The 13069-nt window shown below is 65.0% G+C and carries 12 protein-coding genes; 7 read left to right on the top strand and 5 right to left on the bottom strand.

The features are described 5' to 3' along the window. Nucleotides 1-37 precede the first annotated feature (37 nt). From R3P93_RS05590 to R3P93_RS05575, 4 genes are all read left to right on the top strand, one after another. Nucleotides 38-823, top strand: a complete 786-nt coding sequence (locus R3P93_RS05590) for a carbon-nitrogen hydrolase family protein (protein WP_317532687.1) — start codon at nucleotides 38-40, stop codon at nucleotides 821-823. A 150-nt stretch (nucleotides 824-973) separates the two neighbouring features. Continuing rightward, nucleotides 974-2749: a flavin monoamine oxidase family protein gene (locus R3P93_RS05585; RefSeq protein ID WP_317532584.1), complete on the top strand. Its 1776-nt coding sequence runs from the start codon at nucleotides 974-976 to the stop codon at nucleotides 2747-2749. Then, nucleotides 2700-3131, top strand: a complete 432-nt coding sequence (locus tag R3P93_RS05580; protein WP_317532583.1) for a hypothetical protein — start codon at nucleotides 2700-2702, stop codon at nucleotides 3129-3131. Before R3P93_RS05585 ends, R3P93_RS05580 begins: the two co-directional genes overlap by 50 nt. Before the next feature lie 23 nt (nucleotides 3132-3154). Beyond that, nucleotides 3155-4552, top strand: a complete 1398-nt coding sequence (locus R3P93_RS05575; protein WP_317532582.1) for a hypothetical protein — start codon at nucleotides 3155-3157, stop codon at nucleotides 4550-4552. Nucleotides 4553-4701: 149 nt separating this feature from the next. Here the strand turns inward: R3P93_RS05575 and R3P93_RS05570 are convergent, their stop codons facing one another. The 5 genes from R3P93_RS05570 to pdxH form a co-directional block, all read right to left on the bottom strand. Further along, entirely contained in the window at nucleotides 4702-6000 is a 1299-nt protein-coding gene (locus tag R3P93_RS05570) for a citrate synthase (protein WP_094633051.1), read from the bottom strand. A gap of 70 nt (nucleotides 6001-6070) precedes the next feature. Beyond that, nucleotides 6071-7009, bottom strand: coding sequence for a carbohydrate kinase family protein (locus R3P93_RS05565; protein ID WP_317532581.1), 939 nt, complete (start codon nucleotides 7007-7009; stop codon nucleotides 6071-6073). Beyond that, nucleotides 7006-7935, bottom strand: a complete 930-nt coding sequence (locus R3P93_RS05560; RefSeq protein WP_317532580.1) for an aldose 1-epimerase family protein — start codon at nucleotides 7933-7935, stop codon at nucleotides 7006-7008. The genes R3P93_RS05565 and R3P93_RS05560 overlap by 4 nt, the downstream gene beginning before the upstream one ends. Beyond that, nucleotides 7919-9211, bottom strand: a complete 1293-nt coding sequence (locus R3P93_RS05555; RefSeq protein WP_317532579.1) for an MFS transporter — start codon at nucleotides 9209-9211, stop codon at nucleotides 7919-7921. Before R3P93_RS05555 ends, R3P93_RS05560 begins: the two co-directional genes overlap by 17 nt. Then, nucleotides 9208-9825, bottom strand: coding sequence for a pyridoxamine 5'-phosphate oxidase (gene pdxH, locus R3P93_RS05550; RefSeq protein WP_317532686.1), 618 nt, complete (start codon nucleotides 9823-9825; stop codon nucleotides 9208-9210). The genes R3P93_RS05555 and pdxH overlap by 4 nt, the downstream gene beginning before the upstream one ends. A 135-nt stretch (nucleotides 9826-9960) precedes the next feature. Here pdxH and R3P93_RS05545 point away from each other — a divergent pair, with 135 nt between their 5' ends. From R3P93_RS05545 to R3P93_RS05535, 3 genes are all read left to right on the top strand, one after another. Then, nucleotides 9961-11079, top strand: a complete 1119-nt coding sequence (locus R3P93_RS05545) for a citrate synthase 2 (protein WP_094639391.1) — start codon at nucleotides 9961-9963, stop codon at nucleotides 11077-11079. A gap of 69 nt (nucleotides 11080-11148) precedes the next feature. Then, a complete protein-coding gene (serC, locus tag R3P93_RS05540; protein WP_149405047.1) occupies nucleotides 11149-12270 on the top strand; it encodes a phosphoserine transaminase in 1122 nt (373 codons plus the stop codon). Nucleotides 12271-12396: 126 nt separating this feature from the next. After that, nucleotides 12397-13068, top strand: a complete 672-nt coding sequence (locus tag R3P93_RS05535; protein ID WP_317532578.1) for a rhomboid-like protein — start codon at nucleotides 12397-12399, stop codon at nucleotides 13066-13068. The last annotated feature ends 1 nt before the right edge of the window (nucleotide 13069 follow it).

Genomic DNA, 13069 nt, shown 5'->3' with positions numbered 1-13069 from the left:
CTCCGACGAAACCAGGAGTCACACCGTGAGCTCGTCCATCCGCATCAGCCTCGCCCAGATCACCAGCGGCCAACTGCCCGCCGAGAACCTCGACCTCATCGCCACCCACACCCGTGCCGCAGCGCATGCGGGATCGGATCTCGTCGTGTTTCCGGAAGCGACGATGCGGTGCTTCGGCGGACCCATCCGAAAGTTCGCGCAGCCCCTGGACGGCGAGTGGGCGAACGCGGTGCGCACCATAGCGTCCGACGCGGGCATCACCGTCGTCGCCGGAATGTTCACCCCTGCCGCGGACGACAGGGTCACGAACACATTGCTCGTCACCGGGCCCGGTATCGACGCGAGCTACGACAAGATCCACCTGTTCGATGCGTTCGGATTTGCCGAATCCGACACCGTCGCACCGGGTTCGAACCCTCTCGTGGTGGACATCGCCGGCGTTCGGGTCGGCTTCGCCACCTGTTACGACATTCGATTCCCGGCACTGTTCCAGAAACTCGGTGATCTCGGCGCGGAAGTCGTCGTCGTCCCGGCGTCGTGGGGATCGGGCGACGGCAAAGTGGAGCAGTGGACCCTGCTCGCGCGGGCACGTGCCCTGGACTCGACGACGTTCGTCGCGGCCTGCGACCAAGCCGAACCCGCTGCCGCCGAGGGCAATGCACCGTTGGGCGTGGGACACAGCATCGTCTGCTCCCCCACCGGCGAGATCCTCGGGCAACTCGACGCGACGCCCGGCATGCTGACGATCGACATCCACACCGAACTCGTCGACGCCGTGCGTGCAAACCTGCCGGTATTGAAAAATCGCGTCGCCTTCGTGTGACCGATCCTGCTCGGTGCAGGTTCGGCCTTTCGTGAGACCTGGCGCGGGAACGCGGTTTCGAGTCACCTCCGCCGTGAAAACGTGGTGTGATGTCGCTTGTCGAATCGGAGAAGTGACGGGGCACTTCCATCGTTTCAGAAGGAGACGACGATGGTGCAGGTCAACCGACGGGATGCGTTACGACTCGGGTCGATCGCGGCGATGCTGGGTGGGTTGACGTCAGCGACGGCATGCTCGAGCAACGACGCCGCGAACAGCGACACCGTTACCGATCGATCGTCTTCACCCAAACGCGTACTCGTTCTCGGTGCAGGCATGTCGGGTCTGACTGCCGCACTTGCCTTGCACCGGCGCGGTCACGAGGTGACGGTTCTCGAGGCTCAGGACCGAATCGGTGGTCGCCTCATCTCCGTCGAATTCGAGAACGGCCAGTTCACCGAGGGCGGTGGAGGGCATTTCCGACTGAATATGCCGTTGGTCACCGGCTACGTGAGCACCCTGAAGCTCCCCATCGTCGCGATGAACGACGGCGCTCCCGAATATCTGATAGATGGCCTGCGCGGCAACAACACTCAGCTCGATCGTCGACCCTGGGACCTACTGGAGTCCGAACGTACCGTCGAACTGAGTTCCATGCTCACGAGCTACTTCGTGCCGCTCGGCGCAGATTTCACCACCGTCATCGACCCGGAGTGGCCCGATGCGGCCGCCGCCGACAAGTTCGACGGATTCACCGTTCGTGAATTGCTCGCCGACGCCGGTGCATCGGACGATTTCGCCAAACTCGTCGCAGCCCAGGCCGGCGGTTTCACACTGGAAGTCAGCGTTCTCGGTTTGCTTCCCGACTTCGCCTACCATTTCGGCGACCGCAACTTGTACCGCGTGCAGGGTGGAAACGAGCGGATACCGCGCGCCCTCGCCGAAAGGCTCCCCCAGGACCGCATCCACATGGGCTCTCGGGTGGTGGTCATCGACCAGAGCGGTTCGGACGTCAAGGTGACCACAGCGGACGGTCGCGAATGGACTGGGGACGAGGTCATTTCGACGATCCCCTTCACCGTCCTGAAGGACGTCGACATCCGACCGGCGTTGCCCGATCGAGCCCGTCAGGTGGTCGACGGCATGGTGTGGAGCGACATCGTCAAGGTGTATCTGCAGACTTCGAAACCGACGTGGCTCGATTCCGGTGTGCGGGGTTGGCCCGTGGCAGCTTCCGACCGGCCGTGGGAACGACTCATCGACATCACCGGCAACGAGCCGGGCGGGCGCGGGAACGCGTTCTTCTACCTTTCCGGTGCCAACGCAACTGCCTATCTCGCGCAGCCGAAAGAAACCCGCGCACGAGATCTCGTGAACACCTTCAACGCCGACATGTCCGGAATGATCGAGGACGTCGTGGAAATCGGCGAATTCTCCTGGCCCGATCAACCCTGGATCAAGGCCGCCTTCGGCGACACGCCTCTGGACGGCGGCTGGATGCTGGACGAGATGAAGAAGCCCGTGGACCGGCTGCACTGGGCCGGCGACTTCACCACGTTCAAGTCGGGCTGGGTCGAGGGTGCGATCGAGGCGGGCTACGCGCCGCACGCCACGTCGACCCCATGGCACCGGCCGAACACGAGGTCGTCTGAACGAGACCACGAGCCCCCATCCGCGATGACATACCCACTCTTTCTCTCGAACAAGGACTTTCGACGAGGAATCGACCACCACTTCCGGCGCGCCACGATGGAGCCACGCCGAAGTACGCCGCCTGCGGCGAGCAGTCATGACCGGAAGCACGCTTCCCGATACCGGTCACAATTCCTGGAGGCGAGGCCGACCGACGTGGGCGGCGTTGGACGCAGAGCCGTTGATCTACGGCACCGTGATCATCATGACCGTCATGGTGGTCGGGGCCGACGATACCGACGTCGATTTCGGTGACGCGACAGGAATGGTCCTCGGGCCGATGGTCGCGACCGCCGTCGCGCACCTGTTCTCGTCGTGGTTGGGGTACGTGAACAGCCACCACCGCATGCCCGACGGTGCCGACAGACGTCATCTGCTCTGGCACTCAGCGCATTTCCTACTGCTGACGGTGGTGCCGCTCATCATCATCGGGCTCGGACGTGTGAGCGGTCTGTGGTCGGCCTACGGCGCACTCGACACCATTTCCGATCTCGCATTCCTGTTCCTGCTCGTCCTCGGAGCCGCCAGCGGCTGGCATGCGAGCAAGAGACGATGGCGTGGGGCAATCCTCGGAGGTCTGGTTGCCATCGTCGTCGGTTTGATCGTCACAGTTCTCAAGGTCGTACTCGAGCATTGACAACCGAGGAAGAGGATCCGATCATGGTTCTCCGCTCCGCCACTGCGCCCCGCCGGCGCTGGGCCACAATGGCTTTCGCAGTCGCATTCGTGCTGACGGCGTGTTCTTCACCTCAGGAAGGGTTCACCGAGATGGACCCAGGCTCGGGCACGCTCGTGGCCTCGTCCGGCTTCGACGTCCGGCGGGACGGCTTCTCCTTCCCCAACTGGGGACCGCCGACAGCGGAGCATGGCCAAGGGCTCACACCGGCCTCGATGCAATCGCTGTTCGGGGATGCGGTGTGCACTCCGGGAACCGAGAGCGACCGATGCGTTCTCTCGCCGATGGGACGGGTGACCTCGGAGGTGTTCGAGAACGGAATGAACGGTGGTCATTGCTTCGGAATGGCCGCAGTCGCAGGGTTGGCCTACCGCAACTCGATCGACACCTCGTCCTTCGTCGCCCCCGGAGCAACACTGTTCGATGCACGTCCCTCCCCCGCGACCGATGCCGTGATCGCGCGCTACTTCAACACCCGGGAGGTCGAACCGACGGCCGACTCCGAGATGTCCGCACCTGTGGACGAGGTGATCGATCGACTCACGACCGCGTGGGCCGAAGGGCTGGACTATCTGCTCGCCTTCTACACCGAGGACGGAACGTCCGGCCATGCCGTGACACCGATCGCGATACGCGATCTGGGCGACAGCACACGCGGAATTGTCATCTACGACAACAACTATCCCGGCGTCGAGAAGATGATCGTCACCGATACGGCCGCCGATACGTGGTACTACACCACCTCGGCAGACCCCGCCGACGACAGCTACCTGTTCTCCGGTACCCCGGACAATCAGCTGAAGTTGTTTCCGCTGGCCGAGATGACCGGCGTTCATCAGTGCCCCTCGTGCACGGAGGTCGGTGCGCAGGACCAGGACTACCTGGTGCTGGTCACCGACAACACCAACGATCCGGTCGATCTGACCGATGTCGAATGGAGCTTGTCGGTGTCCGACAGTGACCGGGTGCGACGGTCCGCGTTCATCAACAACGACAACACAGCGTTGCTGGAGGCCTCGATCGATACACCGATGCGGCTGACGCTCTCCGACGTCGCGGACAACGAGCGCGATGCCTCGATCGACATCTCCATCCTGTCCGACGGTTGGGTGGTTCGATCGACCTCCCTTCGCCTGCCTGCGGGCGCGTCGATCGTCGCCGAGATCAGCCCTACCGAGCGATCGATGACGCTCACGACCGACACCCCCACCACGAGTGATTACACCGCCGCCACCGAGGATGCTCGGGGATCGCGGTCTGCATTCGTCAGCACCATCGACCTACCCGTCGACGGCGAGCTCGTGGTCGGCCCGACGGATACCGATACGTTGCGCCTCACCGACGGTGCAGGACAGGTGCTGCGGGAGGTAGCGATGACCTGACCACGAACTCGAAGTTGTGGAGTCCATAACTTCGAGTTCGCAGTTGTGCAGACGAAAACGCCCATTTCACCTACGTAACCGCGAACACGGCGCAGACACGACAACGCCGCCGGCTCCCCAGGGGAGCCGGCGGCGGCGTGCAGCGAGATCTAGCGGGAGCTGACGTCCTGGTAGTCGCGCTCGGTGTAGCCGGTGTAGATCTGGCGCGGACGGCCGATCTTGCCGGTCGTGTCCTCGTTCTGCTCGCGCCAGTGCGCGATCCAGCCCGGGAGACGGCCCATCGCGAACAGCACCGTGAACATGCGCGGCGGGAAGCCCATCGCGCGGTAGATCAAGCCGGTGTAGAAATCGACGTTGGGGTACAGCTTGCGCTCGACGAAGTAATCGTCGGTCAGCGCGGTCTCCTCGAGCTTGAGCGCAATTTCGAGGAGTTCGTCGCCGTTGCCGAGCTTGCCGAGGATCGTGTGCGCGGTCTCCTTGACCAGCGTCGCGCGCGGGTCGAAGTTCTTGTACACACGGTGTCCGAAGCCCATGAGCTTGACGCCGTCTTCCTTGTTCTTGACGCGACGCAGGAAGTCCGTTGCGTCGCCGCCCTCGGCCTTGATCTTGTCCAGCATCTCGAGCACGGCCTGGTTGGCTCCGCCGTGCAGCGGGCCCCACAGCGCGTTGATGCCGCCGGAGATCGAGGTGAACAGGTTTGCCTGCGAGGATCCGACGAGACGCACCGTCGACGTCGAGCAGTTCTGCTCGTGATCGGCATGCAGGATGAGCAGCATGTCGAGAGCCTTGACGATCTCGGGATCGACCTCGTACGGCTCGGCCGGGAAGCCGAACGTCAGGCGCAGGAAGTTCTCGACCAGGCTCTTGGAGTTGTCCGGATACAGGAACGGCTGACCGACGGACTTCTTGTAGGCGTACGCCGCGATGGTCGGCAGCTTGGCCAGCAAGCGGATGGTCGAGAGCTCGACCTGCTCCGGGTCGTTGGGGTCGAGCGAATCCTGGTAGTACGCCGACAGCGCGTTGACGGCACTCGACAGCACCGGCATCGGGTGCGCGTTACGCGGGAAGCCGTCGAAGAACCGCTTGAGGTCCTCGTGCAGCAGAGTGTGCCGACGGATCTTGTCGGTGAACTTCTCGAGCTGATCCTCGGACGGCAGCTCACCGTAGATCAGCAGGTAGCTGACCTCGATGAACGAAGACTTGCCCGCGAGCTGTTCGATCGGGTAACCGCGGTAGCGCAGGATGCCTGCGTCACCGTCGATGTAGGTGATGGCCGACTTGGTCGACGCGGTGTTGACGAACCCGCCGTCCAACGTCGTGTAGCCGGTGGTGGCCAGCAACTTCCCCAGCTCGATGCCGTTGTTGCCCTCGGAGGCCTCGGCAATCGACATGGAGTATTCGCCACCGGGATAGGTGAGGGTGGCTTTGGCATCATTCTCAGCGGGCACGAATGGTCCCTCTCGAACTCGTGTAACGGACACGTACTTGAAGCGGACAGTTCTAACGTCGATAGTGAAACTAGTCTCTCGACGCCTCGGACGCCCAGGGAGGGTCGGCACCGGGTCGAGAAACCGTGATCGCCGCTGCTTTCGCGGCGAACTCGAGCGCTTCTCGCCAATCTTCCTTGCTCATCTCTTTCACCGCGTTCGATGTGATAATGGTCTCCTCCTGCAGAAAGCTGAGCAGAGCTCCGTGCACGGTGTCACCAGCGCCGATCGTGTCCACGACGTCGACCGCGACACCAGGGACCGTAATTTCCTCGGATGCGGTGAAGACCGAGATGCCGTCGCCGCCGCGGGTCATGACCACCGCGGTGACCCCTGCCGCGAGCCAGTCGTCGACGGTGGTCCCCTGCGTTCCGAGGCCCAACCAGAACGAGTCGTCCTCGGACACCTTGAGAATGTCGATGCTGGGCAGCCAGGAACGGAAGCGGTCGCGAAACCCGTCGGCCGTGATGTCTCCGCTCGTGCTGTCGATGGCAGCGGGCCGAATGTTCGGGTCGAGCATCGTGAGCTTGCCCGCCGCCCGGGCCCGGTGCAGCAGGCCCGCGTACATCGACGCGCCGGGCTCGTACAGCAGCGACAGTGTGCCGAACGAGAGCACGCTGATCTCGTCGGGCAGATCGCCGGGATCGGCGACGAGGCGGTCGGCTGTGCCGTCGGCGTAGAACGAGTACTCGGCGCTGCCGTCCTCGGCGAGCGTGGTCATCGCCAACGTCGTCGGTTCGTCGCCGCGCTGCACCCACGTGGTGTCCACTCCCGCATCGCGCAGGCTCGCCAGGATCTGCTCACCGAACGGGTCGCGGGAGATCCTCGAAAGATACGCGACGGGCGAACCCAGTCGACCGATCGCGACGGCGACATTGAACGGCCCACCGCCGAGTTTGGGCGAGAGCAGCGGGCCCTCGTGCACCGGAACCAGGTCGACCAACGCCTCGCCGCACACCAGAATGGTCACTTCTCGTACCTCATTCCCCAGGTGCCCGACCAGGATTGCCCCGGATCCAGCACGATCAGATCGATCTCGGAATTCAACGCATCGGGTGGACAGGTCATCGGCTCGATCGCCAGTGCCCGCCCTCGATCGGGATAGGCCTGATCGTTGGCGGGATCGGCGGTGAACACCTGCACCCAACCGAAGCTGCTGTCGGTCCACAGCACCGTCGCGGTGCCGTCGGGACCACGCAGAACATGGCTCGCTCGGCCGTCGGCCTCGGGGAGCGACGCGCTGAACGGGGTGTCGAGCTGCACGCCCTGCAGCGTTCGCGGCTGCCGGAAGTCGTACTCGGTATCGGCAGTCGGCACCGAATTGCCCACGGGCAGATTGCGCACCGAGTCGAGCGGCAGCCGCGTCCCGGCCGAGAGCTCGAGCGTGCACTCGTCGAGCGGCGCGTCTCCCACCCTGACGAACGTGTGAAAACCCATCCCGTACGGCGCGGGTGAATCACCGGTGTTCTTCGCCGACGCGGTGACGGTGAGACCGTCCGCCGACAGCTCGTGCGCCACGGTCACCGTCAGCGAGAACGGCCAGCCCTGATGTGTCCCGACGTCCACGCTCTGCTCGACGCGAGAGTCGGTGTGCTCGTTCAGGGTCCACGCCACCCGCCGGACGAAACCGTGACTGGCGTTGTTGCGCGAAGGCTCGCTGATCTCCATCCGATGCTCGACGCCTTCGAACGTGAACGTGCCGTCGGCCGTTCGATTGGGCCACGGGGCCAACACCAGTCCCGCCGACAGCGGCGGCTTCGAACCCGCCTCCCAGGTCTCGGTGAGCGGTGCGCCGTCGTATTCGAGAACCCTCAGGCCCGCTCCGACGGCAGCGATGTCTGCCCGATACTTACCGCTCGTCAACGAGTAGGTCTGTGCGTCAGCCATGAGTGCCATTCTTTACCACCACACCCACTCGGTATCGGATGAATGCCGGAAGAGCCAACGCGGCGATCGAGACACCGATGACGACCAGCACGCCGCCGCCCGCCGCAGCGGCCGCCGTCCCCACCGACGCCGCTGCGGCACCGTGCAGCACGTCGCCGACGCGCGGACCTCCGGCGACCACCACGATGAAGACACCCTGTAGCCGACCACGCATCTCGTCGGTGGCGACCTGCTGCAGCATCGTGCTGCGGAAGGCCGCCGAGATCATGTCGGCTCCGCCGCCGAGGGCCAAGAACGCCAATGCGAACCACAGGGCGACGGTGGTGGCCCCGTCGGTGGCCGCGCCGACGGCCAGACCGAAGCCGATCATCGCCACGCCCCACACGACGATGCAGATCAGCACCGCCAGGCCCTGCCTGCGCACTCGTGGCAGCCAGCCGGAGAAGACTCCACCCACCACCGCGCCCGCGGACATCGCTGCGAACAGCATGCCCAGCACAGGACCGCCCGACGCCGGGTCGCCGAAGCTCTCGTGTGCGATCTGCGGGAAGAGCGCACGGGGCATACCGAACACCATCGAGATGATGTCGACGACGAACGAGGCCAGCAGCACCTTCTGCGTCGCGAGGTAGGCGAAACCGTCGAACACCGAACGCAATCTGGCGCGCTGACCCGACTTCGCCGGTGGAATCCCCGGCAGCCGGATCACTGCCCACAGTGTGGCGAACAGTGCGATGGTGTCGATCAGGTAGAGGGTCTCGAGCCCGATGTAGTAGATGAGGATGCCTGCGCTGAGCGGTCCGGCGATAGCGCCGAAGTTCATCACCGTCATGTTCAGTGAATTCGCGGCGGGCAGCTGCTCGGCGGGCAGGATTCGCGGGAGGATCGCGCTACGCGTCGGTTGATTCACCGCGAAGAAGGCCTGCTGAACGGCCAACAGCACCAAGATGATCCACACGTTGTTCAGGTCGAGGAACGCCTGCAACCAGAACAGGGCGGAGGTACCGATCAGACCGCAGGTGGTGATCATCAACAGCGTGCGGCGGTCCATCACATCGGCCAGCGCTCCGCCCCACAGACCGAACACGATCAGCGGCACCAGCGCGAAGACACCGGTGAGACCCACATAGGCCGAACTCAGCGTGATCTGGAAAACCTGTTGCGGCACAGCGACGATGGACAGCTGCGCCCCGATGACGGTGACGATGTTCGCCAACCACAGCCGCTTGTAGGCGGGGGTCCTCAGCGGAGTCGTATCGGCAAGAATGCCGCGCAATCCGCTCACGGCTGCAGACGCTCGATCACACCGCTTGCCACTCTCAGGCGAATTCGGTTGTGCATGCGGCTCGTTCGGCCCTGCCAGAACTCGACCGTCTCCGGTTCGACGCGAAAACCGCCCCAGTTCGGCGGAACCGGCACCTCGATGCCGTCGAACGTCGCGGTGACCTCGGCCAGTCGCGCAGCCAGATCCTCCCGCGAGCCGATGGGCCGCGACTGCTCGGACGCCCATGCCCCCAGCTGGGAGCCGCGGGGCCGCGTGCGCCAATAGGTTTCGGTCGTCTCGGCGTCGACCCTCGCCACCGGGCCTCGGACGGTGAGCTGGCGGGCAATTCCGATCCACGGGAACGTGATCGACGCATACGGCGTCGCGGTGAGCGCACGGCCCTTGTCGGAGTCGTAGTTGGTGTAGAACACCACCCCGTCCGCGTCGAAGTCCTTGCACAACACGGTGCGGGTGGCGGGTCTACCCGCCTCGTCGACCGTCCCCAACACGATGGCGTTGGGCTCGGGCAGATTCGCGGCTATCGCGTCGGACAACCACTGCTGCGCCAGCGAACACCACCCGTCCGCCAGAGCATCGACGTCGAGGTCCTCGGGCTCTCCGTAGTCCACCCGCATGTTCGCCAGGCGCTGTTCATCTGCAGACACAAGCCCAGACGCTACTCCCGCGTAGATCCCGGCTATGGTTCTGACGAAGTACGCCCGGATGCGGCGCAGAGCCGGGTGCAGTTGCGACGAGGGAGTCCACAGGCCATGGCTGTTCAACGAGTTCCCGAGGATTTCGTCTCCGGCCTCGAAGGTGTCGTCGCGTTCACCTCCGACATCGCCGAGCCCGACAAGGACGGTGGCGCACTGCGGTATCGCGGCGTCGACATCGAAGAACTCGTCGCACAGAACGTGACCTTCGGTGATGTCTGGGCACTGCTCGTCGACGGCGAGTTCGGTCGAGGACTTCCACCGGCCGAACCGTTCCCCCTGCCGATCCACACCGGCGACGTCCGAGTCGACGTCCAAGCCGGACTGGCGATGCTCGCGCCCATCTGGGGCTACCAGCCACTGCTCGACATCGACGACTCGACCGCCCGCGACAACCTCGCCCGCGCCTCGGTGATGGCTCTGTCCTACGTCGCTCAGTCCGCTCGCGGCATCTACCAGCCCGCTGTACCGCAGAGCCGCATCGACCAGGCCGCCACCGTGACCGAACGCTTCATGGTCCGGTGGAAGGGCGAACCGGATCCCGCCCATGTCGCTGCCATCGACGCGTACTGGGTCTCGGCCGCCGAGCACGGGATGAACGCCTCGACGTTCACCGCACGTGTCATCGCCTCCACCGGAGCCGACGTCGCCGCCTGCCTCTCGGGTGCCATCGGTGCAATGTCCGGTCCCCTGCACGGCGGCGCGCCCGCTCGCGTCCTGCCGATGATCGAGGAGGTCGAGAGAACCGGTGACGCACGCGCTCTCATCACCGGCATCCTGGACCGCAAAGAGAAGCTCATGGGCTTCGGACACCGCGTCTACCGCGCCGAGGACCCCCGCGCCCGCGTGCTGCGCGCCACCGCCAAGAGACTGAACGCACCGCGCTACGAGGTTGCCGCCGCGCTCGAGCAGGCAGCGTTGACCGAACTGCGCGAGCGCCGCCCCGACCGCGCCATCGAAACCAACGTCGAGTTCTGGGCCGCGGTGATCCTCGACTTCGCCGAGGTGCCGGCGCACATGATGCCCGCCATGTTCACCTGTGGCCGTACCGCGGGCTGGTGCGCGCACATCCTGGAGCAGAAGCGCCTGGGCAAGCTCGTCCGGCCGGCTGCCCTCTACACCGGCCCCGAACCCCGCAGCCCCGAGTCCGTCGACGGCTGGGACCTGATCCGGTAGTCGACGGTGTCATGGCACCCGACTAGCCTGTGAGTGCCATATTCCATCGACGCTAGGACGCGCTACTCCATGGCCGATTTGCCGATCATTCCCGCCGATCTCCTGCCCGCCGACGGACGCTTCGGGTGTGGCCCGTCCAAGGTTCGCCCCGAGCAGCTGCAGTCCCTGGTCGACGTCGGCGCTTCCGTGTTCGGCACCAGCCACCGTCAGAAGCCCGTCAAGGACGTCGTGGGACGCGTGCGCAGTGGCCTGAAGGATCTGTTCTCGCTGCCCGAGGGCTACGAGGTCGTCCTCGGCAACGGTGGCACCACCGCGTTCTGGGACGCTGCTGCCTTCGGCCTCATTCGCGAGAAGTCGCTGCACCTGACCAACGGCGAGTTCAGCTCGAAGTTCGCGTCGGTGGCCAAGAACAATCCGTTCATCGGTGATCCCATCGTCGTCAAGGCCGAGCCGGGCAGCGCGCCCGAGCCCACCTCCGACCCGTCCGTCGACCTCATCGGTTGGGCGCACAACGAGACCTCGACGGGCGTGGCCATCCCGGTCAGCCGTCCGGCCGGCTCCGAGAACGCCCTCATCGCGATCGACGCCACCTCCGGTGCGGGCGGTCTGCCGGTGAACGTCGCCGACTCGGACGTCTACTACTTCGCGCCGCAGAAGTGCTTCGCCGCCGACGGTGGCCTGTGGGTGGCGCTGATGAGCCCGGCCGCACTCGAGCGCGTCAGCGAGATCGCTGCCACGGATCGATGGGTCCCGGACTTCCTGTCGCTGCCGATCGCCGTCGACAACAGCAGCAAGAACCAGACGTACAACACCCCGGCCGTGGCGACCCTGCTGATGTTCGCGGACCAGATCGAGTGGCTCAATGCGCAGGGCGGCCTCGATTGGGCCACCAAGCGCACCGCCGATTCGTCCTCACGTCTGTACGACTGGGCCGAGAAGAGCGAATTCGCAACGCCGTTCGTGACGAACCCGGATCACCGCAGCCAGGTCGTCGGCACCATCGACTTCGACGAGAAGGTCGACGCAGCCCAGGTTGCGAAGATCCTGCGCGCCAACGGCGTCGTCGACACCGAGCCGTACCGCAAGCTCGGCCGCAACCAGCTGCGCGTCGGCATGTTCCCGGCCATCGAGCCGGACGACATCACCGCACTGACCAAGAGCATCGACTGGGTCGTGTCGACTCTGAGCTGATCAGCAGGGCAGGAGTGGAGCCTGCGGAACGACCATTCCCAGCAAGCTCACAGCTACGGCGCTCCCTTCGCGGCCTACACTTGCTATCAAGTAAGCAAGCGTAACGACCTCGGAGGGAGCGCTCGTATGTACAGGCTCCTGACATTTGCGCTGCGCATTCGCGTGACCCTGCTGTACATCGCTCTTGCGGTGGCGGGCACCGTCGCACTGGGCCGGATCGGCCCGCACGATCGCTGGCACGTGCTGCATGCTGCGAGCACCAATCTGCACAATCTGGGCGACGGCCACCTCGCGACCCTCGTCACGAGCGTCTTTCTCACCGAAGGACGGGTGAACTGGTTGTGGTTGGCGGCGGTCGCACTGCTGTTCGCCGTCGCCGAATGGATCTCCGGTTGGCGACGCTTTCTCGTCACCTTCAGCGCGGGACACATCGGTGCGACGGCACTGGTGGCCGTCGGCCTGCTCATCGGCATTCACAACGACTGGCTCGCGGACTCACTGGCGATGGCCGTCGACGTCGGTGTCAGTTACGCAGCAGCAGCGGTAGCGGGGTCGATGATCAGATACCTGCCGATGCCGTGGTGTGCGGGCTGGGCCGCACTGTGGATCGGCGTCGTCACGATCAGTGGGGTATCGGACCCGACCTTCACTGCCGTCGGGCACGCGATTGCCCTGAGCATCGGCTTCGGCCTGGGCGCACTGTACCGTCGCTTCGATGCATCGACGTTGTCCCACAGGACAATTGACGCAACATCGACCGAATGGGTGCAGCCGAGCCCGCAGCTGTCTACCCTCTGAT

Source organism: Rhodococcus cerastii (genome assembly GCF_033042195.1).
Lineage (GTDB): Bacteria > Actinomycetota > Actinomycetes > Mycobacteriales > Mycobacteriaceae > Rhodococcoides.
Note: the sequence above shows the minus strand (reverse complement) of the source record. Positions and strands in the feature narration are given on the sequence as shown.

What these genes read in the sequence shown, in the direction of transcription:
- R3P93_RS05585 (WP_317532584.1), top strand. Translation starts at nt 974, where the DNA reads ATGGTGCAGGTCAACCGACGGGATGCGTTACGACTCGGGTCGATCGCG.
- R3P93_RS05580 (WP_317532583.1), top strand. Translation starts at nt 2,700, where the DNA reads ATGACCGTCATGGTGGTCGGGGCCGACGATACCGACGTCGATTTCGGT.
- R3P93_RS05575 (WP_317532582.1), top strand. Translation starts at nt 3,155, where the DNA reads ATGGTTCTCCGCTCCGCCACTGCGCCCCGCCGGCGCTGGGCCACAATG.
- R3P93_RS05560 (WP_317532580.1), bottom strand. Translation starts at nt 7,935, where the DNA reads ATGGCACTCATGGCTGACGCACAGACCTACTCGTTGACGAGCGGTAAG.
- pdxH (WP_317532686.1), bottom strand. Translation starts at nt 9,825, where the DNA reads ATGCGGGTGGACTACGGAGAGCCCGAGGACCTCGACGTCGATGCTCTG.
- R3P93_RS05545 (WP_094639391.1), top strand. Translation starts at nt 9,961, where the DNA reads ATGGCTGTTCAACGAGTTCCCGAGGATTTCGTCTCCGGCCTCGAAGGT.
- serC (WP_149405047.1), top strand. Translation starts at nt 11,149, where the DNA reads ATGGCCGATTTGCCGATCATTCCCGCCGATCTCCTGCCCGCCGACGGA.
- R3P93_RS05535 (WP_317532578.1), top strand. Translation starts at nt 12,397, where the DNA reads ATGTACAGGCTCCTGACATTTGCGCTGCGCATTCGCGTGACCCTGCTG.